Source organism: Streptomyces sp. AcH 505 (assembly GCF_000818175.1).
Lineage (GTDB): Bacteria > Actinomycetota > Actinomycetes > Streptomycetales > Streptomycetaceae > Streptomyces.
Genome location: NZ_JTIY01000001.1, coordinates 3,736,042 through 3,758,387 on the forward strand (window position 1 = coordinate 3,736,042; position 22,346 = coordinate 3,758,387).

Consider the following 22,346-nt stretch of genomic DNA (forward strand, 5'->3'; position numbering starts at 1 on the left):
CCGCCCCGGCCGGCCAGGGCCTACGCCTGCGCGTCCGCCGCCTGCGCCCGCAGCGCGCGCTCCACGCCCGCGCGCGACTCCGACATCAGCCTGCGCAGCGCCGCGTTCGGACCCGCCGAAGCCAGCCACGCGTCCGTCGCCTCCAGCGTCGCCGCCTCGACCTGGATGCCCGGGTACAGGCCGAGCGCGACCTGCTGGGCCATCTCGTGCGAGCGGGAGCCCCACACGTCGGCCACCGCCGCGAAGTACTTCTCCGTGTACGGCGCCAGCAGCTCGCGCTGGTCGGCCTGGACGAAGCCGTCGATCACGGCCTCCTGCACCGCGTTCGGCAGCTTGTCGCTCTCCACCGCCGCCGCCCACGCCTCGGCCTTCGCCTCGGCCGTCGGCCGCGCCGAGCGCGCCGCCGCCGCGTGGCGCTCGCCCGCCGCCGTCTTGTCGCGCTCGTACTCCGCCGCGATCTCCTCCTCGTCGTGCAGCCCGACCGCGGCGAGCCGCTCGACGAACGCCCAGCGCAGCTCCGTGTCGACCGCGAGGCCCTCGATCGTCTCCGTGCCGTCCAGCAGGCCCTGCAGCACGTCCAGCTGCTGCGGGGTGCGGGCCGTCGCCGCGAAGGCGCGGGCCCAGGCGAGCTGGTGGTCGCCGGCCGGCTCGGCCGCGCGCAGATGCGCCAGCGTGGCGTCCGTCCACTGCGTCAGGCCCGTCTCACGCCAGGCCGGCGCCGCGTACATGTCCAGCGCCAGCTTCACCTGGCGGTGCAGGGACTGCACCACACCGATGTCCGACTCCTTCGTGATGCCGGACAGCACCAGCGCCAGGTAGTCGCGCGTGGCCAGTTCGCCGTCGCGCGTCATGTCCCAGGCCGAGGCCCACGACAGCGCGCGCGGCAGTGACTCGGCGAAGTCGCCGAGGTGCGCCGTGACGACGCGCAGCGACTCCTCGTCCAGCCGGACCTTCGCGTACGACAGGTCGTCGTCGTTGAGCAGGATCACGGCGGGGCGCGGCGTGTTCTGCGGGAACGGCACCTCCGTGCGCTCGCCCTCCACGTCCAGCTCGATCCTGCTGCCGCGCACGAGCGCGCCCGAACCGTCGAGGTCGTAGCAGCCGATCGCGATCCGGTGCGGCCGCAGCACGGGCTCGCCCTTCGCGCCGGCCGGGAGCGCGGGCGCCTCCTGCCGTACGGCGAACGACGTCACGTTCCCCGCGGCGTCCAGCTCGATCTCCGGGCGCAGGATGTTGATGCCGGCCGTCTCCAGCCACGCCTTCGACCAGGTCTTCAGATCCCGGCCCGACGTCTCCTCCAGCGCGCCCAGCAGGTCGGACAGGCGGGTGTTCCCGAACGCGTGCGCCTTGAAGTACGCCTGCACGCCACGGAAGAACTCGTCCTTGCCGACGTACGCGACGAGCTGCTTCAGTACCGAGGCGCCCTTCGCGTACGTGATCCCGTCGAAGTTGACCAGGACGTCGTCCAGGTCACGGATCTCCGCCATGATCGGGTGCGTCGACGGCAGCTGGTCCTGCCGGTAGGCCCAGGTCTTCATGGAGTTGGCGAACGTCGTCCAGGACTTCGGCCAGCGCGAGCCCGGCGCGTCCGACAGACAGGCGATCGACGTGTACGTGGCGAACGACTCGTTCAGCCAGAGGTCGTTCCACCACTCCATCGTGACGAGGTCGCCGAACCACATGTGCGCCAGCTCGTGCAGGATCGTCTCGGCACGTGCCTCGTACGCGGCGTCCGTCACCTTCGAGCGGAAGACGTACTGGTCGCGGATGGTCACGGCGCCCGCGTTCTCCATCGCGCCCGCGTTGAACTCCGGTACGAAGAGCTGGTCGTACTTGGCGAAGGGGTACGCGTAGTCGAACTTCTCCTGGAACCAGTCGAAGCCCAGCCGGGTGACCTCGAAGATCGCGTCCGCGTCGAGGTACTCGGCCAGCGAGGGCCGGCAGTAGACGCCGAGCGGCACCGACTGCCCGTCGCGCTCGTACGTGCTGTGCACCGAGTGGTACGGGCCGACGATCAGCGCGGTGATGTACGACGAGATGCGCGGCGTCGGCTCGAAGCGCCAGACGTTCTCCGCCGGCTCGGGCGTGGGGGAGTTGGACACCACGGTCCAGCCCTGCGGCGCCGTCACCGTGAACCGGAAGGTCGCCTTGAGGTCCGGCTGCTCGAACGAGGCGAACACCCGCCGGGCGTCCGGCACCTCGAACTGCGTGTACAGATAGGCCTGGTCGTCGACCGGGTCGACGAACCTGTGCAGCCCCTCACCGGTGTTGGTGTAGGCGCAGTCCGCGACGACGGTCAGTTCGTTGTCGCCCTCGCGCAGTCCCGCCAGGGCGATCCGGGAGTCCTTGAAGACGCCTTCCGCGTCCAGCGGCGTGCCGTTCAGGACGACCTCGCGTACCGAGGGGGCCACCAGATCGATGAAGGTCTCCGCCCCGGCCTCCGCGCTCCGGAAGCGCACCGTGGTCGCGGACCGGTAGGTCCCGCCCTCCTGCGCGCCGCTGAGATCGAGGTCGATCTCGTACGAGTCAACGGTGAGGAGGCGCGCACGCTCCTGCGCCTCTTCGCGGGTCAGATTTGTGCCAGGCACCCGGGTCATCTCCTCGGTTCGTGACGTTTCCGCCCATCCTTCCACGCGCCGCCTCCGGCCACGGAACAGGACAGCGAGGTCCGAAAACCGCCGGTCACGGCCGTACCGCCGGGCCAGGCTCGTACCGTGACCACTTACCACGCACGGCCGGTCGGACAGACCGCACTCAAGGAACTCCGTGACCGCGACGACGCGGGCCGCCCCCTGGCCCCGTTCACCGACGACGAGGGCGGCGCCCCGCTGCGCTGCTGCCTGCGGCGCAGCCGGGTCGGCGAACGCCTCGCGCTCGTCTCCTACGCCCCGCTGCGCCGCTGGGCGGCCGAGACCTCGGCCGCCCCGGGGGCCTACGACGAGCAGGGGCCCGTCTTCATCCACGCCGAGGAGTGCCCGGGCCCCACGGACGGCGACGGCTGTCCGCTCGGCGCCCCCGGCGCGCTGCGCACCGTACGGCGCTACGGCTACGACGGGCACATCCTCGGCGGCAGCCTGCTGGAGATCCCCCGCGCCGCTGAGGCGGCGTTCGACGAGAAGTTCACCGAGGCCTTCGCCGACCCGGCCGTGGCGCTCGTCCACGTCCGGGCCGTCGAGTACGGCTGCTTCCTCTACGAGGTGCGCAGGGACTGACCAGGCCGGACCGGCCAGGACCGGCCGGGACCGGCCAGGGGGAACAGGGCCGGGCGGCTCAGCCGCGCAGCTCGGCCGCGACCAGCTCCGCGATCTGCACCGCGTTCAGCGCGGCGCCCTTGCGGAGGTTGTCGTTCGAGACGAACAGCGCGAGACCGTTGACCACCGTCTCGTCGTCGCGGATCCGGCCCACGAACGACGCGTCCTTGCCCGCTGCCTGAAGCGGGGTCGGGATGTCGGACAGCTCCACGCCGGGGGCGCCCTTCAGCAGCTCGTACGCGCGCGCCACGCTGACCGGCCGCTCGAAGCGGGCGTTGAGCTGGAGGGAGTGCCCGGAGAAGACCGGCACCCGCACACAGGTCCCGGAGACCTTCAGCTCCGGGATCTCCAGGATCTTGCGGGACTCGTTGCGGAGCTTCTGCTCCTCGTCCGTCTCGAACGACCCGTCGTCCACGATCGAGCCGGCCAGCGGCAGCACGTTGAAGGCGATGGGGCGCTTGTAGACGGACGGTTCGGGAAAGTCGACCGCGCCGCCGTCGTGGGTGAGCTTGTCCGCCTCGGCGACGACCTTCTGCACCTGGCCGTGCAGCTCGGCGACACCGGCCAGCCCCGAGCCCGAGACCGCCTGGTACGTCGTGGCGACCAGGGCCACCAGACCGGCCTCGTCGTGCAGCGGGCGCAGCACGGGCATCGCCGCCATCGTCGTGCAGTTCGGGTTGGCGATGATGCCCTTGGGGCGGTCCTTGATGGCGTGCGGGTTGACCTCGGAGACCACCAGCGGGACCAGCGGGTCGCGGCGCCAGGCGGACGAGTTGTCGATCACGACGGCCCCCTGGCCCGCGACCTTCTCGGCGAGCGCCTTCGACGTGGCGCCGCCGGCCGAGAAGATCACGATGTCGAGGCCGGTGTAGTCGGCGGCCGACGCGTCCTCGACCGTGACCGGCGCGCCCTGCCAGTCGAGGGCGGAGCCCGCGGACCGGGCGGAGGCGAAGAGCCGCAGCTCGGTGACCGGGAAGCTCCGTTCGGCCAGGATCCTGCGCAGGACAGTGCCGACCTGACCGGTGGCTCCGACGATTCCGACCTTCACGGGGACTCCTCCATAGGGACACGTACACGAACGAGCGGCCTGGTTGCCGCTCCATGATGAGTCTGACCAGGCCCGTCCTGTCCACTCCATTGTCCACATGCCGGAGGGCGGGCGCCCGTCACGGACGCCCGCCCCCTTGGACAGCGGGTGTTACGGAGTGACGCTCTCGATGACGACGCTGCCGGAGCCCGCGACCGTGCCGCGTGCGTTCAGCAGTCGGACATCACCGAAGAACTGCCGGCCCTCGGGGGCCGCGCTGCTCACCACGACATCGGCCGAGACCTGCGCCGAGGCGCCGTTGGCGAGCTTCACCGGCTGCGCCTCGTCCACCTGGATCGAACCGAGCGACGCCGAGTAGTACACGTCGCGGTAGTCGAAGGCGGTCGACCCGGTGGGTACGGAGTAGCCGTCCACCAGGATCGTGTACGTACCGGCCGCGGGCTCGGCCAGACTGACGGCCTCCTCCGAGTCGCCGTCCGCCGACTGCCCGACCGTCACGCCGTCCTTGAGGACGGTCAGGTCCAGGTCGGCGCCCGTGTCTGCGGGGTTGCCGATCGCGACGTCGAGCCGCTCGGCGCCCGCGGGAACGGTGACGGTGGTCACCTGCTGCTCGCCCTGCGCGATCGTCGGACGGTCCACCTTCGCGGAGCCGAGCGAGCCGCCGGAGAGCTTGCCGTCGATCGGCGCGAACCCGTTGGTGACCTTCCACTCCACCGGGGTCGGGGTGCCGATCTTGGCCTCGGGGAGGGTGGTCACGGCCGGGTCGAAGGTGACGCCGAGCACGGTCGCGTCCAGCTTGTACTTGTTGTCGAGCAGCGGCGACGTGCGGCGCGCCTCGACCTCGATCTCCCAGACGCCCGGCAGCGGGTCCGTGTACGAACGCAGATCCGGACGGCAGACGTTGGCCGGGTTCACATAGTTCGGGTAGCACATGGTCGTCGTGGTGTCGTCGACCGGAACGCCGTACGGGTGGATGGCGATGAACCGGGTCTGGCTGCCCTTGGCGAGTCCGCCGAGGGCGACCTCAAGGGACTTCGCGCCCTCGGGGACGGTGATGAAGTACGACTTGGTGGAGTTGCGCTGCACCGAGCCGGACGCCGAGAACGTGTAGCCGGGCTTCACCAGGTCCTTGGAGACGACGACGGTGGCGAGGATCTGCTTGTCGATCCCCTCCGTGCGCTTGTCGTCGGCCTGCAGGATGGCGCTGTGCACACCGGTCGAACCGGGCCTGGCCTGCACGGTCACGGTCACCGGCTGGTTCAGCGGCAGCCGCACCTTGCCGCTGCTGAGCAGCCGGAAGGTGCCGTCGTCGTACTTCCAGCTGAGCTGGTGCTCCAGGGCGCCCTTGGGGCCCGTGGTGCGGGTGATCGTGACGTCGTACGTCTTGGCCTTGCCGACCTTCAGACCGCCCTCGCGGTCGTAGATGCCGGGGCCGAAGCCCGGGTCCACGAGCGCGAAGTCGAGCGCGCTGTCGACCGGTGCCTTGACCGCGTACTCGTGGGCGTCGACGCCGCGCTGCACGGACTTCCACGCGCCGACGACGTCGATCAGGCCCGCGCCCTGCTCATGGGCCTGCACGCCGTCGATCTTCTTGGCGCTGCTGGTGAGCGCGGTGCGCAGGCGCGCCGGGGTGAGGTCGATGTGCTTCTGCTTGGCGGCGGAGAGCAGCAGCGCGCTCGCGCCGGCCGCCTGCGGGGAGGCCATCGAGGTGCCCTGGAGCATCGAGTAGCCGGGCGGGAGCTGGTACCCGGCCTCGGCGACCGGGGAGCCCGGCAGCCAGGTCTGGGTGCTGTTGATCGCGGCGCCCGGTGCGCTGATGGTCGGCGTGAGGCCGCCGTCCTCGCGCGGGCCGCGTGCGGAGAAGGGCATCATGGCGTTCTTCTTGGTCACGCCGGAGCCGTAGTCGGCCGCCCAGGTGTCCTTGGAGATGGTCGCGCCGACGGAGATGACCTTGTCGGCCAGGGCCGGGTCGCTGATGGTGTTGGTGCCGGGGCCGTCGTTGCCCGCCGAGATGACCAGCTGGACACCGTAGGTGTCGATCAGCCGGGTGTAGAGCAGGGTGCGCGCGTTGTTGGCGTCGTTCAGCGGGGGCAGCCCGCCGATGGACATGTTGACGATGTCCACACCGCGGTTGGCGACGAGGTCGAGCATGCCCTCGGTCAGCGCGATGTTGGTGCAGCCGCCGCCCCAGGAGCAGGCGCGGGACGAGACGAGCTGGGCGCCGGGCGCCGCGCCGTCCATCTTGCCGCCGAACAGGCCGTTGGCGGCGGTGATGCCGCCGACGTGCGTGCCGTGCTCGGCCTGGATGACACCGATGTTGACGTAGTCGGACGTGGTGCCCGCGGCGTCGATGACGACGTCCTTGCGGATCTCGACGACGAACGGCACGCGCTCGACGACCGCGGTCCTCGGGTCGTCCTTGCCGAAGTAGCCGATCTGGAACTTGTCCTTGTACGGCTTCATCGCGGTGTCGTCGGTGAAGTCGGCGTTGTTGTTGAGGTCGACGCGCACGGTGCCCTTGGCCGGGTCGTAGAGCACGCCCCAGGTGTCGGTCGTGTCGCCGTCCCTGTTGAGGTCGCCCGCCTCGTCACCGCCGAGGGTGGCCGCCTCGGAGAAGGTGCTGTAGTCGAACGAGCCGGCGGGGGCCTTCCAGGTACGGCCCGCGGCCGTGAACACCGGCCCGCTGACAGCGGTGTTCATCCGGCGCCAGGTGGCGTCGCCGTCGGCCACCGGGTCGGTGGAGGTGACCCAGTCGACGACCTTGCGGGCGCCGGTGCTGGTCTTCTGCAGTGCGGGGTGCCCCAGGTCGATGCCGGAGTCGAGGATGCCGATGGTGACGCCGCGGCCGTCCGCCTTGGGATGCTGCTTGACGAAGTCGACGGCGCCGGTCTCGAAGGAGGGGTTGTACGGGTTCTTCGCCGGGGTGTGCTTGTCCGGGCCGGGGTAGGTCTTGGTGGCCGAGTTCTTACCCTTGGCCGCCTTCGCCCCGTCGGCCGTGGTACCGGCGGGCGACGGGTCGTCCAGCTTGATCTCCTGCTTGAGATCGATGCCCTGGACGGAGGAGAGCTTCGACGCCGCCTTGATCGCGGCCTTCGCCCTGGAGGTCGGCAGCGTGGCGCGTACGTATCCGAGCTTGTCGTACGTCTTGCCGACCGAAGCGCCCTGCACGGCGTCGAGTTGACCGGCGACCTGCTCGGTCGCCCCGGGCGCCGTCGCGACCATCAGCGTGACGTTCTTCTCGCCCGTGGCCTCGGCCTTGGCGAGTACGTCGGCGTCGACCGCCCCGAGTTTGTCGGAGGGGGAGACGCTCGGCTTGACGTTCGGGCGGGCGGCCGGGTCGTCGGCGCCCGTCGCTGAGAACGCGGGCACAGCACCGGAGGCGATCAGCGCTGCCGCCAGTCCGGCGGCAGCCGCGACCCGGGACACGCGTCTCGGCCCGGATATGGATCTCTCGGATTCGGAGGTCATCAGCATCCCTGTGTTGTGTAAAGGAACAGTCCGGATTTCGGCACCGGATGACCGCTCAGCTTTACCTAATCGACAGGGATTTGTGCAGGGTTGACAGCTACGTGATCTGGACATGGCGGAGACCCGCCACCGTCACTCCCACGCCAAGGGGGACGAACCGGTCACCTGGGCAGGACGCGTACGTATGCGGCGGGATCGCGGTCGTCCGCCGCGCTCAGTGCCGTACGCACCACCGTGGCCTGCTGGTCGAGCGATTCGCGCAGCTTGCGGGGGGTGAGATGGACGACCGTGACACCCAGCCGCTCCAGGTGCTCGCGCTTGCGCGCGTACCGCGACCACAGCGCCTCGTCCTCGCCCGCACCACCCTGCCGGGGCGCCCGGGTGTCCAACTCGACGGCGACGGCCTGTTCCGGCCAGTACGCGTCCACGCAGCCCAGCGAAGGACCGCCGGGCAGCCGCAGTTCCACGTTCCACACCGGGTCGGGCAGCCCGTTCAGGAACACCATCTCGTACAGCCGGCCCTCCGCCAGTGCCCGGCCCTCGGCGAGCAGCGCGTCCACCGCCTCGACCACGTGCGGCCGGGCCAGCAGCCTCGCCTGGTTCAACTCCCGGACCAGCGCCGACGGTTCGCAGTAGCCGCCGCGTACGGCCTCGGCCAGCAGCAGCCCGACCGCCGCCGCTTCCGACAGGTCGGCGACCGCGTCGGCCACCGCACGCGCCACCGGCGCGACCGGCACACCGGTGAGCGAAACGGGCCGGGGCAGGGCATGTGTACGGATCAGCCGGGCGAAGCCCGTGGAGCGCAGCCGCCGGGTGCGCGCCACGAGCACGTCGACGGTGTCGAGGGCGCGCGGCGAGGGCGCCGACTCGAAGCCGTACAGCGCCAGCGCGGCGAGACCGGTGATCATCGCGGCGCCGTACGGGAAGTCGGCGGCCGGCCGGGGCCCGTCGGCGGCCCGGGACCCGTCCGACGGTTGCGTGGGAACCCCCGCCGCACCCTCGGGGCTCGGCCGGCCCGCGTACAGCAGCGCGGCGTGCAGCCGCTCCTCGCCGGTCGGCGGCCCCTGGTGCAACAGACAGACCCCCGGCAGCAGTTGCTGCCAGGGGCCGTCGGGCCTGCACTGCGCGTGCGCCTTGGCGGCGGGCACGCCGTGCTCGCGGAGCTGGGCGAGCGACAGCACGCGCAGCCGCACGCCTTCGGTGAGGTGGCTCAAGGGGCAGGGGGTGACGGGGGTGTTGTTGTTCATGTCCCGGGTCTCCCCGCGCGCTCACCCTCCGCTAACCCCTGTTACGCGTTCGTCGACATAACCGGACAAGCTCGTCCTAAAGTACGGACGTTCGACTGCCGATCACGTTCTGCCGCTCACGCGGCGGCGGCGTCGCACTCCTGACCGCGCAGGGACCGCGCCAGGTCGTCGGCCGCCTCCGTCACCAGCCTGCGCAGCGCCGGCGCCGCGTCCTCGTGCGCGGCGAGCCAGGCCCGCGTCGCTTCGAGCGTCGAAGGGTCGTCCTTGAGATCGGGGTACAGGCCCTTCACCACGTCCATGCCGATCTGGATCGAACGCTCCGACCACACCCGCTCGATCGCCTCGAAGTACCGCTCCGCGTACGGCGCGATCAGCTCCCGCTGGCCGGGCTGGGCGAAGCCCGCGATCGTCGCCTCCACCAGCGCGTTCGACAGGACGTCCGACTCGACGACCTGCGCCCACGCCTGCGCCTTGACGGCGGCGGACGGCCGGGCCGCCAGGCACCGCACCTGGTGCCGCTTGCCCGACGCCGTGTCGTCGCGGGCCAGTTCGGCCGCGACGTCCGACTCGTCGGCCAGGCCGTGCGCCACGAGCGGTTCGAGGACCGTCCAGCGCAGCTCCTGGTCGACATCGAGACCGTCGATCTTGGCCGAGCCCGCCAGCAGCCCGCGCAGCAGCTGGAAGTCGGAGTCCGAAGCGGCGACGGCGGCCAGGAACCGCGCCCAGGTCAGCTGGTGCTGGCTGCCCGGCTCCGCCGTACGCAGCTCGCTCAGCGCGCCCTCGGCGAGCAACTGCCCGCCCTCCGCGCGCCACTGCGGCGCCGCGTACCGGGTCAGCGCGGACCGCGCCCAGGCGTGCAGCATCTGGAGCACCCCGATGTCGCTCTCCCGGCCCGCGTGGGCGAGCACCAGCGCGATGAAGTCGCGGGCGGGCATCAGGGCGTCCCGGGTCAGGTTCCACAGCGCCGACCAGCACAGGGCGCGCGCCAGCGGGTCGGTCAGCTCACCGAGCCGCGCGCGCAGGGTGTCCAGCGAACCGGCGTCGAAGCGGATCTTGCAGTACGTCAGGTCGTCGTCGTTGACCAGGATCAGCTCGGGCCGCTCGGCGCCCGCCAGCTCCGGCACGACCGTACGGGGGCCGACGACATCGGTCTCCGTACGGGCGAACCGGTCGAGGCCGCCGTCCGGTGTGCGCCGGTAGAGGCCGATCGCCACCCGGTGCGGCCGCAGTTCGGGCCACGCCTCCGCCGCGTCCTGGACGATGGCCAGTTCCGTGATCCGGTCCTCGCCGTCGTACACGACCTGCGGGGTCAGGGAGTTGACGCCCGCCGTCTCCAGCCAGGCCCGCGACCAGGCCGCCAGGTCCCGGCCGGAGGTCTCCGTCAGCACGGCCAGCAGGTCCTCAAGGCGGGTGTTGCCGTACGCGTGCCGCTTGAAGTAGCGCCTGGCGCCCTCCAGGAAGGCGTCCCTGCCGACGTAGGCGACCAGCTGCTTGAGCACCGAGGCGCCCTTCGCGTACGTGATCCCGTCGAAGTTGAGCTTCGCGTCCTCCAGGTCACGGATGTCGGCCGTGATCGGGTGGGTGGACGGCAGCTGGTCGGCGCGGTACGCCCACGCCTTGCGGTTGTTGGCGAAGGTCGTCCAGCCATTGGTGAAGCGGGTGGCCTCCACCATCGCGAACACGCCCATGTAGTCGGCGAAGGACTCCTTCAGCCACAGGTCGTCCCACCACCGCATGGTGACCAGGTCGCCGAACCACATGTGCGCCATCTCGTGCAGGATCACATTGGCCCGGCGCTCGTACGACGCCTGGGTGACCTTGCCCCGGTAGATGTACTCCTCGCGGAAGGTGACGAGCCCGGGATTCTCCATCGCGCCCAGGTTGTACTCCGGCACGAAAGCCTGGTCGTACTTGCCGAACGGGTACGGGTAGTCGAAGTTGTCGTGGAAGAAGTCCAGGCCCTGCTTGGTGAGCAGGAAGACGTCGTCCGCGTCGAAGTGCCGGGCCAGGCCCTTGCGGCACATCGCGCCGAGCGGGATCTCCAGCGTCGAGCCGTCCGGCAGGGCGCGCCGGTAGGTGTCGCTCACGTAGTGGTACGGGCCGGCGACGACCGCCGTGATGTACGTCGAGATCGGCTTCGTCTCCGCGAACCGCCACACCCCGTCGGTCAGGGTCCCGGCGCCGTTGCTCCAGACCTGCCAGCCGTCGGGGGCCGTCACCTCGAACAGGTACGGCGCCTTGAGGTCGGGCTGCTCGAAGTTGGCGAACACCCGCCGCGCGTCGGCCGGTTCGTACTGCGTGTACAGATAGACCTCGCCGTCCTCCGGGTCGACGAAGCGGTGCATGCCCTCGCCCGTACGGCTGTACGCGCACTGCGCGTCCACCACCAGCACGTTCTCCGTCTGGAGGCCGTCGAGCGCGATCCGGGAGCCGTCGAAGACGGCCGCGGGGTCCAGCTCGCGCCCGTTCAGCGACAGGGCCGTCACCGACGGGGCGATCAGATCCGCGAAGCTCGCGGCCCCGGGCTCGGCGCACCGGAAGCGGATCGTCGTCACCGACCGGAACGTACGGGGCCCTGCCGCACCCGCGGGCACACCGGACGCGGCGGGCGCGTCCTGCGCTCCCGGCTCCGCGTCGAGCGCCGAGCGCAGGTCGAGGGCGATCTCGTACCCGTCCACGGACAGCAGGGCTGCCCGCTCGCGGGCCTCGTCACGGGACAGATTCTCACCGGGCACGGACACTCCTTCGGGACTCGTACGAACAGGACCGATCCTCGCACGCGGTGCTGACAGGGGGCGAAGGGGAATGCGCCGGGCCGCCCGGTACGTTGCCGCAGCGAGGTGTATCCGCAGTCCGTAAGAGGAGAGACATGTCCGAGAAGACCCCCGTCGACTTCTGGTTCGACCCGCTGTGCCCCTGGGCCTGGATGACCTCGCGCTGGGTGCTCGAAGTGGAGAAGGGCCGTGACCTCGACATCCGCTGGCACGTCATGAGCCTGGCCGTGCTGAACGAGCCGCGCCTCGACGAGATGCCCGAGGAGTACCGCGACATGATGGCGACGAAGGCGTGGGCGCCGGTCCGTGTCGTCATCGCCGCCCAGCAGAAGCACGGCGACGAGGTCGTGGGCAAGCTCTACACGGCGCTCGGCACGCACATCCACGTCAACGGCGAGGGCCCGACCCGCGAGGCCATCGCCGCCGCGCTCAAGGACGTCGACCTCCCCGCCGACCTGCTCGACTACGCCGACTCCGACACGTACGACACCGAGCTGCGCGCCTCCCACCAGGAAGGCATCGACAAGGTCGGCCAGGAGGTCGGCACCCCCGTCATCGCCGTCCCCGGCGCCGACGGCGAGCAGGTCGCCTTCTTCGGCCCGGTCGTCACGCCCGCCCCGAAGGGCGAGGAGGCGCTCAAGCTCTGGGACGGCACGCTGCTGGTCGCCTCGATCCCCGGCTTCTACGAGCTCAAGCGCACCAGGACGCAGGGCCCGGTCTTCGACTGACCTCTCCCACGGACGGCACATGACAGCACCGGACGGCACCGGGCTCCCGCGGACACGGCGGGGGCCCGGTGTTGTTGGGCCCCCGACAACGCTCTGACCTCGGCTTTGTGGACAACTGACGGCGCCGCGGCGCGAGCGGGTACGTTACCGTCAGGCTGACCGTAACCGCCCCCGCACCTCCCCGGAGTCCCGATGAGCACCGCTGCCGCAGCCCCCCGTACCGGAGCGGTCCTCGCCGACCTCCTGCCGGCCACCCGCACCCGCGACATCGCGCTGGTGCTCGGCGGCGCCGCGCTCACCGGCGTGGCGGCGCAGCTCTCCGTCACCGTGCCCGGATCGCCCGTGCCGGTCACCGGCCAGACGTTCGCTGCGCTCCTCGTCGGTACGGCGCTGGGCGCCCGCAGGGGCTTCCTCTCCCTCGCCGTCTACACCCTCGTCGGTCTCGCGGGCGTGCCGTGGTTCTCGGCCGGCAGCTCCGGCCCCGGCGGCGCCTCCCTCGGCTATGTCTTCGGCATGCTGCTCGCGGCCGCCGCCGTCGGTGCGCTGGCCGAGCGCGGCGGCGACCGCTCCGCGCTGCGCACGGCGGCCACGATGGTGCTGGGCTCGGCGGTCATCTACGCGGTGGGCGTGCCGTATCTGGCGGTGTCCACCGGCATGTCGGCGAGCGCGGCGATATCAGCCGGCCTTGTGCCCTTCCTGCTCGGCGACGGGCTGAAGGCCGCTCTTGCGACCGGTGCCTTCCCCGCCGCCTGGACGTTCGTCAACCGCAAGGGCTGACCCCGCCGCTCCCGCGCCGGGCGCGCCGCCGTTCTGCCGCCTGCGGTGGTCCCGTACCAGCGCGACGGCCACCACGATCGCCGCCACCAGCAGCGACAGCAGCACCTGGTCGCGCCCGGAGTCGTCGGTGAGCATGTAGACGAGGACGAACACGATCATCACGATCGTCGCCCAGGTCAGATACGGGAACAGCCACATCCGCACGACGAGCTTGTCCGGGTTCTCCCGCAGGATGATGCCGCGCATCCGCAGCTGGGTGCAGCAGATGACCAGCCACACGAAGAGCGCCACGGCCCCGGACGAGTTGAGCAGGAACTGGAACACCGTGTCGGGCCACTGGTAGTTGAACCAGACGGCGAGGAAGCCGAAGAGCACGGACGACAGGATCGCCACCTGCGGCACCCCGCGCTTGTTGATCCGGGCGAAGGCCACGGGTGCGTCCTTGCGCCGTCCCAGCGAGAACGCCATCCGGGACGCCGTGTAGAGACCGGAGTTGAGACAGGACAGCACGGCCGTGAGCACGATGACGTTCATGATGTCGCCCGCGTGCGGCAGCCCGATCGAGTTGAGGGCCGCCACGTACGAGCCGTCCTTCTCGATGGACTTGTCGTTCCAGGGGACGAGCGTCAGCACGACGAAGATCGATCCGAGGTAGAAGATCGCGATACGCCAGATCACGCTGTTCGTCGCCTTCGACACGGCGCCCCGCGGGTCCGCCGACTCACCCGCGGCCAGCGTGACGATCTCGCTGCCCATGAAGGAGAAGACGACCAGCAGCACCCCGGTCAGGATCGCGCCGGGCCCCTTGGGCAGGAACCCGCCGGTGTCGGTGAGATGGCTGAAGCCGGCTCCCGCGTTGTGCGAACCGGGCAGCACGCCGAAGACGGCCAGCAGCCCGATGACGACGAACGCCCCGATCGCCACGACCTTGATACCCGCGAACCAGAACTCGAACTCGCCGTAGGAGGCGACCGAGGCGAGGTTCGACGCGGTCAGTACGACCATGACGATCAGCGCCCACGCCCATTGCGGCACCGCGGGCACCCAGCCCTCCAGGATCACCGCGCCGGCCGTCGCCTCGACGGCCAGCACCACGACCCAGAAGAACCAGTAGAGCCAGCCGATCGAGAAACCGGCCCAGCGGCCGAGCGCCCGGTCGGCGTAGGCGGAGAAGGAGCCCGACGTCGGTTGGGCGGCGGCCATCTCGCCCAGCATCCGCATGACGAGCACGACCATCGCGCCGACGAGCGCGTACGACAGCAGGATGGCGGGCCCGGCCGCTGCGATACCGGAGCCCGAGCCGACGAACAGCCCCGCCCCGATCACACCGCCGATCGCGATCATCGACAGATGGCGGTTCTTGAGGCCGGCCCGCAGGCCGTCGGGCGATTGCGGATTCCCAGGTTGGGTGGGGTCTCCGCCTTCCTTCGTGGGGGTAGGCAGGGGAGCCATATGCGATTCCTTATTCCAGAGCAGTACATGACAATGCCGACACCGCACTGGCGCCAGGCACCCCGTAGCGCTACCCAACGTCGCGCATGCCACACTCACCTCATGCGCGTGTACCTCGGCTCCGACCATGCCGGCTTCGAACTCAAGGCCCACCTCGTCGCCTGGCTCACGGCCCACGGCCATGAGCCCGTCGACTGCGGACCCCACATCTACGACGCCCAGGACGACTACCCGCCGTTCTGCCTGCGCACGGCGCAGCGCACCGCTGCCGACCCGGGCAGCCTCGGCATCGTGATCGGCGGCTCGGGCAACGGCGAGCAGATCGCCGCCAACAAGGTCAAGGGCGTACGGGCCGCACTGGCCTGGAGCGAGGAGACCGCCGAGCTGGGCCGCGAGCACAACAACGCGAACGTGATGGCGGTCGGCAGCCGGATGCACAGCCTCGACGAGGCGACCTCCTTCGTCGAGGTCTTCCTCAAGACCCCGTACTCGGGCGCCGAACGCCACGCGCGCCGGATCGAGATGCTGGAGCGGTACGAGGCGACGGGCGAACTCCCCCCGATCCCCGCGCACCACCCGCAGCAGGGCTAGGTCGCGTCCGCGCGGTCTCGTCCGGGCGGACACTCCCTGCCCGTCCCCGCCCCCGCCTCGCCCCACCGAGTCCCACCGTGCCGCCGGGCCGTGCGCCCGGCGGCACCGTCAGTTCGCCGTCGCTCAGGAGTCTTCGTGCCGGAAGGGCATACGATCCACCGTCTCGCCGCGGACCACATCGACCGCTTCGGCGGCCGGCCGGTCCGGGTCAGCAGCCCGCAGGGCAAGTTCTCCGACAGCGCGGCGCTACTCGACGGGCGGGTCATGGAGGGCGCCGACGCCCACGGGAAACACCTCTTCCTCGGCTTCGGCGGCGCCGGCTGGGTCCATGTCCATCTCGGCCTCTTCGGCAAGGTGCACTTCGGCGCCCCGCCGCTCCCGCCGCCCACGGACACCGTCCGGCTGCGTATCGCGGACGACACGGCGTACATGGACCTGCGCGGCCCCACCACCTGCGCCCTGATCACCGAGCCGGAGAAGCAGGCGATACACGACCGCCTCGGCCCCGACCCGCTGCGCGCCGCCGCCGACGATCCCGAAGCGGCCGAGGCGTACGGCGAGAAGGCGTGGGAGCGGATCTCCCGCTCCCGGGTCACCGTCGCCGCACTGTTGATGGACCAGAAGGTCATCGCCGGCGTTGGCAACGTCTACCGCGCCGAGGTCCTGTTCCGGCACGGCATCGACCCCTACCGCGCCGGCAAGGACCTCGGCCACGACGAGTGGCACGCCGTCTGGGCCGATCTGATCGGACTGATGCGCGAAGGCGTACGGAACAACCGCATCGACACCGTCCGCCCCGAACACACCCCCGAGGCGATGGGCCGCCCTCCCCGGGTCGACGACCACGGCGGCGAGGTCTACGTCTACCGCAGGGCGCTGCTGCCCTGCCTGCTGTGCGGCACCGAGATCCGGACGGCGCCCCTCGCCGCCCGGAACCTCTTCTGGTGCCCCAACTGCCAGCGGGACTAGGGAGTGTCCGCGAAGTATCGTCGTCCGCCCTTTGGGCGGGGCTCGCGGGGGCTGGTGCGTGCGGTCGCAAGGCGCCGATGTGCCCTCGTAGCGGAGCTACTTGGGCATGTCGGCAACGCCGCGAGCGTGCGTGCCGGGCATCGCGAGCCAGACGAGACTTCGCGGACACGACCTGGGGACGTCAGGCCCGGGTGCCGATGACGACGGTGGCGAACAGCTCCTCGCAGCCCGCCACCCGTGGCTTGAGACCGTCGCGCGCGACCGTGGCCACCGCGCGCGCCGTCTGCCGCTCGCTCGTCTCGAACAGCAGATGGCCGCCCGGCGCCAGCCAGCGCGCGGCCTCGGCCGTCACGCGGCGCAGTACGTCGAGGCCGTCCGCGCCGCCGTCGAGCGCCACCCGCGCCTCGTGCACCCGGGCCTCCTGCGGCAGCAGTTCGATCTCCTCGGTGGGCACGTACGGCACATTGGCCAGCAGGACGTCGACCCGGCCCCTGAGCGACGCGGGCAGCGGCTCGTACAGATCGCCCTCGTAGACCGATCCGCCGGCCGCCGCCACATTGCGCCGCGCGCACCGGACGGCGACGGGGTCGATGTCGGCGGCGTACAGCTCCGCCGCACGCTGTTCGGGGCGCGCGGCGAGCGCGGCGCCGAGCGCCCCCGAACCGCAGCACAGATCGACGATGACGGAGCCCGCGCCGGCGAGTTCGGCCGCCTGCTGGACCAGGAACTCGGTGCGCCTGCGCGGTACGAAGACGCCGGGGTCGACGGCGATCCGCAGCCCGCAGAACTCGGCCCAGCCGAGGACATGTTCGAGGGGGAGTCCGGCGGCCCGCCGCTCCACCATCGCGGTGAGATCGGCGGGTGAAGCGGCGGTGGAGAGGATCAACTCCGCCTCGTCCTCGGCGAAGACACAGCCGGCGGCCCGGAGCCTGGTGACAACGGCGGAGAGCGGAAGGGGTGACGGTGAGGTCGACATGGAAGCCTTTCGGGAAGCCTGCGAGCGCTCCCTCGGCCCCGGTGCGCGGGCCCGGCTACGCCGGATGTACCGCGCTGCCGTGGGAGAGGGACACCCGGCCTGCGCCAGCGGTAATGGGTCCCACCTCCTCGGTCGTACGTGTCTGAAGACGCCCTCACTCTACCCGAGCGGCCCCCGCCGCCCGCCGCCCGGAACCGCTCACCGGAACCGCTCACCGGAACCGCTCAGCGGAACCGCTCAGAAGCCGTGCGGCAGCCAGGGCGCGATGTCCGAGGCGAACGCGGGCGAAGCGGCGGCCAGCGCGCCCTCCCGCAGCTCCCGCACCCGGCCGGCCCGCGCCAGCGACGACAGCGTCACCCCGCCCAGATAGGCGGCGCCCAGCTCCCGCGCCGAGAGGGACAGCTCCGCCGGATCGGCCGTGCGCTCGCAGGACGCGCCCTTCGCGTCACCGGAGAGCCGCCAACGCCCCTCGTTCCAGGGGCAGAAACTGTCCTCGACCTCGATCACCACATCCACCGGCGCCTGGTACGTGCGGGCTTCGAGCGCCGCACCCACCTCGACGAGCCGCACATACAGCCCGTCCCGCAGCAGCATGCTGCTGCGCCGCACGTCGGAGACCAGATGCTGGATCGCGTCGTCGGCCGGGCGGTTGTTCACGCTGACCGTGGACGTCAGATCGATGTCGAAGAGGAAGCGCCACAGCGCCGCGTACGCCGCCGCGTCCCGCGCGTGCAGATGATGGAGATGGACCGTGCCCTTGGGCCCTCTGGTGTCGAACTCCGGTTTGGTCTGGAACAGCACGAACCCGACGCTCTCGCCGTCCCGTTCGGCCAGCACGCACTGCAACGCCGACTTGCCGTGCCGGTCGTCCGCGGGGTCGAAGAACTGCACCCGGTCCCACCCGGCCGTGCGGGCCGTCATACCGGGGCGGACAGCGACGTCCGCCGCGTACAGCTCCTCACAGACACGCTGCACCTCCGGATCGGTGGACCGCGCGCGGCGCAGCCGTACGCCGTCGGTCCCCAGCGGCGCGTCGACCCGCACCCGCGACGAGTCGATGTCCAGCGAGAGCTTCTGCGTCGCGGCGCCGTACCCGAACCGCCCGTAGATCGGCGGCTCCGACGCGGTCAGCACCGCGAGCGGTTCGCCCCACTCCCGTACGTCGTCGAGCTGCCGGCGCATCATCGACGTGAGCACGCCCTGCCGCCGGTGCGTCGCCCCCACGCTCACCATGGTCACGCCGGCGGCGGGCACCGAAGCGCCGCCGGGCACGGTCACCCGGAAGCTGAACGCCCCTGCCGTACCCACGCATTCGTCGCCGTCCCAGACGCCGATGAAGCGGTCGTGTTCCGCCAGCCCTGCCCACAGCGCCTGTTCCTCGGCGGACTCCCCGGCCCCGCCGAAGGCGAGCAAGAACGCCTCGTACCAACGGTCCCATTCCGACGTGCGCAGCACCCGCAGCTCTTTGGTCATATGCCATCAGTACCAGGGGTTACGGTGACAAGGCGACCCGATTTCGAACACAATGTCATGGGGGTCCCCCTGCACGACGGGCGACCGGATCGATAGGGTCCACAACAATGGCCGGTGTCGCGGGAGCGGACTCGTTTTCGGCCCGGATGCGCAGGCGACTGCACCGGGTCCGCAACGTCGTGCGCAAATCCGGGGTCGACTACTTCCGCGGTGACGGCTCCGACTGGATCGCCTTCATCGGGCTGCTGCTCTTCATCCCGGCCATCACCGTCACCACCCTCGCCGTCCCGGTCTGGTGCGCGCCCGCCGCGCTGGTCCTGCCGATCGTGGCCGGCGGGCTGCTGCTGCGCCCGGCGAGCCTGCTCGCGCTGTACGCGGCGTCCGCCGTGGCGCTCATCGTCGAATCGATAGTCCTCGGCCCGTACGACGAAGGCGCCTCACGCGTCACCCCCGGCACCGTGCTCGTGGTCGCCGCCTGCGGTCTCTTCGGGCTGCTCATCGCCCAGTTCAGGGCCAGGGTCGGGGTGCCGTGGCGGCGCGGCGGGACGATGCTCTTCGACCTGCGGGAACGTATCCGCGTACAGAGCGCGCTGCCCCGGCTGCCGGAGGGCTGGCACCGCGAGATGGCGCTGCGCCCGGCCGGCGGCCAGTCCTTCTCCGGCGACTTCGTGGTCGCCGCCCGCACCAACGGCGGCCGGACGCTCGAAGTCGTCCTCACCGACGTCTCGGGCAAGGGCATGGACGCGGGCTCCCGCGCCCTGCTCCTGTCGGGCGCCTTCGGCGGTCTGCTCGGCTCGCTCCCCTCGCACGGCTTCCTCCCGGCGGCCAACGGCTATCTGCTCCGGCAGGACTGGGACGAGGGCTTCGCCACCTCCATCCACCTCGTGCTCGACCTCGACTCGGGCGACTACGAACTCCTGTCGGCGGGACATCTGCCCGCCCTGCAACTGCACGCGGGAAGCGGTCGCTGGGAGGAGAAGTCGGGCGAGGGCCCGCTGCTGGGTGTCTACGACGGAGCCCAGTTCGACGCGGTCAAGGGCTCGTTGGCGCACGGCGACGTACTGATGCTGTTCACCGACGGCCTGGTGGAGATCCCCGGCCGCGACCTCTCCGAAGGCGTGGACCGCCTCACGGGCGAGGCCGACCGCTATGTGACGGCGGGCTTCGAGGGCGCGGCCTGGCATCTGATCGAGGCGGTGGCGAAGAACGTGAACGACGACAGAGCCCTGCTGCTGATCTGCCGCGAGGCCTGAGCCGGGAATACCGCGCCTCACCCGGACCGTCGGGACGTTTCCAGCGGCTCCGGCTCTGGCTCCGGCAGCGGCTCCGCCGTCGGCTCCGCGCCCAACTCCGGCGCCGCCGCGCGGCTGAAGGCCGAGCCCGGGAGGATCCGGGCCAGCCAGGCCGATCGGCCGGCGGCCAGTGGGCCGAGGACGGCAAGCACCAGGACGTAGCCCGCGATGAACGGCGCCAGTCGGGGGTCCAGGCCCGCCGCCGCTGCCATCGTCGCGAGGATCAGGGCGAACTCGCCGCGCGCCAGCAGCGTGGTCGAGATGTTCGCCGCCTGGCCCGCCCCGAAGCGGTAGACCCGCGCAGCCGCGAGACCGGCGAAGACGTTCATCGCGAGGGTCACCCCGACCGCCGCCAGCACCGGCCAGAGCACGCTCGGCAGATCCCCCGGGTTGATCGAGAGTCCGAAGCCGAAGAAGAAGATCGCGCCGAACGCGTCCCGCAGCGGGTGGACGAGCTTGCGGATCCGCTCGCCCGACGTCGTACTGCCGAGCATCAGACCGACCATGAAGGCGCCGATGGCGTCGGCGACCCCGAACCACTCGGAGACGCCCGCGACGAACACCGCGGCGCCGAGGAAGGAGATGACGAGCAGTTCGTCGTCCTTCGTGTTCATCAGCCGGCCGATGACCTTCGTGCCGAACCGGGCCGCCAGCGCCAGCAGCAGCAGGAACCCGAACGCCTTCCCGCCGTCCATCAGCGCGGCCTGCAGACTGGTCGCGCCGGACAGGATCGGCTGGAGCGCGGCGAGATAGAGCGCCAGGAAGATGTCCTCGACGACGATGATGCCGAGGATCGGCTTGGTCTCCGGATTGCCGATCCGGCCGAGGTCGACCAGCACCTTGGTCACGATGGCGGACGACGAGATACCGAGCACTCCCGCCAGCACCAGCGCCTCCGACATGCCCCAGCCGAGGGCGAAGCCGAAACCGAGCCCCGCGCCGACGTTCAGCGCGAGATAGGTGCCTCCGGCGAGCGCCATCTTGCGCCCGCCGGTCTTGAGATCGTCCATGTGGAACTCAAGACCGAGGTAGAAGAGCAGCAGCACCAGGCCGAGGGCCGAGAGCATTTCGAGGTCGTGCGGGTCGGAGACCAGCACGATGCCGGGGGTGTGCGGACCGAGGAGAATCCCGGCCAGGATGAACAGCGGGATGGTGGGCAGTTCGATACGGCTGCCGAGGCGGGCGAGCAGGGCGGCAGCGAGGAAGGCGCCGCCCATGGCTATGAGGGTCTCTGCGTGTCCGATGGGCTCAATCCTCCCGTACAGGGCATGCAAGGTCAATGAATAGTCAAGTCTACGCCAAAGGTTAGTTTACCAAAGGATTTACTCCGCAACTCTGAAGACCGGTCCTGGGGGTAGCCCCACCCCGGGTCCGCCGGGGGACTCCATGGCCGCGGACCTGCGCGTTCTCTAGCGTCGAAGGCACACAGAATCGGCGAAGCGAAGCCACCGAGAGAAGGCGGACTCCACCATGGGACTGCGGCGCGCACGTACCGGCACCGGCTCCGACCCGCAGTACGGCACCCCCGACGCCCGGCACGCCCCGGCGGTCGAACTCGTCGACGTACGGCGGCAGTACGGCAAAGGCGCCAACGCCGTGCACGCCCTGCGCGGCATCGACCTCGCCCTGCCGCGCGGCACGTTCACCGCCGTCATGGGCCCCTCGGGGTCGGGCAAGTCCACGTTCCTGCAGTGCGCCGCCGGGCTCGACCGCCCCACCTCCGGATCCGTACGGCTCGGCGGCACCGACATCACGGGCATGAGTGAGAACGAACTCACCGTCCTGCGCCGCACCCGGCTCGGCTTCGTCTTCCAGGCCTTCAACCTGCTGCCCGCGCTCACCGTCCAGGAGAACGTCGACCTGCCCGTACGGCTGTCAGGACACCGCCCCGACCGGCGCCGCACCTCGGAGGTGCTGGCCCAGGTCGGCCTCGGCGACAAGGCGCACCGCCGCCCCTCGGAACTGTCCGGCGGACAGCAGCAGCGCGTCGCCATCGCCCGCGCGCTCGTCGCCCGTCCCGACGTGCTCTTCGCCGACGAGCCGACCGGGGCGCTCGACACCACCACGGCCGCCGAGACGCTCACCCTGCTCAGGGACGCCGTGGACACCCTGCGCGCGACGGTCGTCATGGTCACCCACGACCCGGCGGCCGCCGCCTACGCGGACCGGGTCCTCTTCCTCGCCGACGGCTCGATCGCGGACAGCCTGCCGCGCGCCGACGCCGCCCGGATCGCGGCGCGGATGACGGCGCTGACCGCACCGGCCTTCGCCGCCGCGTAGCCCGCACGGGCCGCCGCCTC

16 protein-coding genes are annotated in these 22,346 nt (G+C 71.1%); 7 read left to right on the forward strand and 9 right to left on the reverse strand.

The features are described from left to right. Positions 1–20: 20 nt before the first annotated feature. Positions 21–2,588 carry an aminopeptidase N gene (gene pepN / locus HY68_RS17060; RefSeq protein WP_041996359.1) on the reverse strand — a complete coding sequence of 856 codons (2,568 nt, stop codon included), beginning with the start codon at positions 2,586–2,588 and terminating at the stop codon, positions 21–23. A 126-nt stretch (positions 2,589–2,714) separates the two neighbouring features. Here pepN (HY68_RS17060) and HY68_RS17065 point away from each other — a divergent pair, with 126 nt between their 5' ends. Further along, a complete protein-coding gene (locus tag HY68_RS17065; RefSeq protein ID WP_041989707.1) occupies positions 2,715–3,212 on the forward strand; it encodes a DUF1203 domain-containing protein in 498 nt (165 codons plus the stop codon). Positions 3,213–3,270: 58 nt separating this feature from the next. Here the strand turns inward: HY68_RS17065 and HY68_RS17070 are convergent, their stop codons facing one another. The 4 genes from HY68_RS17070 to pepN (HY68_RS17085) form a co-directional block, all read right to left on the reverse strand. Next, on the reverse strand, positions 3,271–4,299 hold the full coding sequence (locus tag HY68_RS17070) for an aspartate-semialdehyde dehydrogenase (RefSeq protein WP_041989709.1): 1,029 nt from the start codon (positions 4,297–4,299) through the stop codon (positions 3,271–3,273). 150 nt (positions 4,300–4,449) lie between these two features. Further along, the gene (locus tag HY68_RS17075; RefSeq protein WP_041989711.1) at positions 4,450–7,773 is read right to left on the reverse strand and encodes a S8 family serine peptidase; all 3,324 of its coding nucleotides are present in this window, start codon (positions 7,771–7,773) and stop codon (positions 4,450–4,452) included. A gap of 155 nt (positions 7,774–7,928) precedes the next feature. Next, positions 7,929–9,014: a hypothetical protein gene (locus tag HY68_RS17080; protein WP_041989712.1), complete on the reverse strand. Its 1,086-nt coding sequence runs from the start codon at positions 9,012–9,014 to the stop codon at positions 7,929–7,931. A gap of 116 nt (positions 9,015–9,130) precedes the next feature. Then, entirely contained in the window at positions 9,131–11,749 is a 2,619-nt protein-coding gene (gene pepN, locus HY68_RS17085; protein ID WP_041989714.1) for an aminopeptidase N, read from the reverse strand. A 134-nt stretch (positions 11,750–11,883) separates the two neighbouring features. Here pepN (HY68_RS17085) and HY68_RS17090 point away from each other — a divergent pair, with 134 nt between their 5' ends. Both HY68_RS17090 and HY68_RS17095 read left to right on the forward strand, forming a co-directional pair. After that, positions 11,884–12,516, forward strand: coding sequence for a DsbA family protein (locus tag HY68_RS17090; protein ID WP_041989717.1), 633 nt, complete (start codon positions 11,884–11,886; stop codon positions 12,514–12,516). Between the two features lie 192 nt (positions 12,517–12,708). Then, entirely contained in the window at positions 12,709–13,293 is a 585-nt protein-coding gene (locus HY68_RS17095) for a biotin transporter BioY (RefSeq protein ID WP_041989720.1), read from the forward strand. Here HY68_RS17095 and HY68_RS17100 read toward each other — a convergent pair. Further along, positions 13,192–14,745 carry an amino acid permease gene (locus HY68_RS17100; protein ID WP_078863651.1) on the reverse strand — a complete coding sequence of 518 codons (1,554 nt, stop codon included), beginning with the start codon at positions 14,743–14,745 and terminating at the stop codon, positions 13,192–13,194. The two genes, HY68_RS17095 and HY68_RS17100, sit on opposite strands and share 102 nt — an antisense overlap. 102 nt (positions 14,746–14,847) lie before the next feature. Between HY68_RS17100 and HY68_RS17105 the strand changes: the two genes are divergently transcribed. Next, positions 14,848–15,336, forward strand: a complete 489-nt coding sequence (locus HY68_RS17105) for a ribose-5-phosphate isomerase (RefSeq protein WP_041989723.1) — start codon at positions 14,848–14,850, stop codon at positions 15,334–15,336. A gap of 135 nt (positions 15,337–15,471) precedes the next feature. Beyond that, positions 15,472–16,305: a DNA-formamidopyrimidine glycosylase family protein gene (locus HY68_RS17110; RefSeq protein WP_041989726.1), complete on the forward strand. Its 834-nt coding sequence runs from the start codon at positions 15,472–15,474 to the stop codon at positions 16,303–16,305. Between the two features lie 181 nt (positions 16,306–16,486). On the opposite strand, the gene HY68_RS17115 is transcribed toward HY68_RS17110, so the two are convergent. Further along, complete coding sequence (locus HY68_RS17115; RefSeq protein ID WP_041989729.1) at positions 16,487–17,281, reverse strand: putative protein N(5)-glutamine methyltransferase; 795 nt, start codon at positions 17,279–17,281, stop codon at positions 16,487–16,489. Between the two features lie 237 nt (positions 17,282–17,518). Next, positions 17,519–18,754 carry a GNAT family N-acetyltransferase gene (locus tag HY68_RS17120; protein WP_041989731.1) on the reverse strand — a complete coding sequence of 412 codons (1,236 nt, stop codon included), beginning with the start codon at positions 18,752–18,754 and terminating at the stop codon, positions 17,519–17,521. 107 nt (positions 18,755–18,861) lie between these two features. Between HY68_RS17120 and HY68_RS17125 the strand changes: the two genes are divergently transcribed. Next, a complete protein-coding gene (locus HY68_RS17125; protein WP_041989734.1) occupies positions 18,862–20,007 on the forward strand; it encodes a PP2C family protein-serine/threonine phosphatase in 1,146 nt (381 codons plus the stop codon). A gap of 17 nt (positions 20,008–20,024) precedes the next feature. Here the strand turns inward: HY68_RS17125 and HY68_RS17130 are convergent, their stop codons facing one another. Then, a complete protein-coding gene (locus tag HY68_RS17130) occupies positions 20,025–21,263 on the reverse strand; it encodes a cation:proton antiporter (RefSeq protein WP_078863652.1) in 1,239 nt (412 codons plus the stop codon). A 253-nt stretch (positions 21,264–21,516) separates the two neighbouring features. Between HY68_RS17130 and HY68_RS17135 the strand changes: the two genes are divergently transcribed. Continuing rightward, positions 21,517–22,326, forward strand: coding sequence for an ABC transporter ATP-binding protein (locus HY68_RS17135; RefSeq protein ID WP_041989737.1), 810 nt, complete (start codon positions 21,517–21,519; stop codon positions 22,324–22,326). Positions 22,327–22,346: the final 20 nt, after the last annotated feature.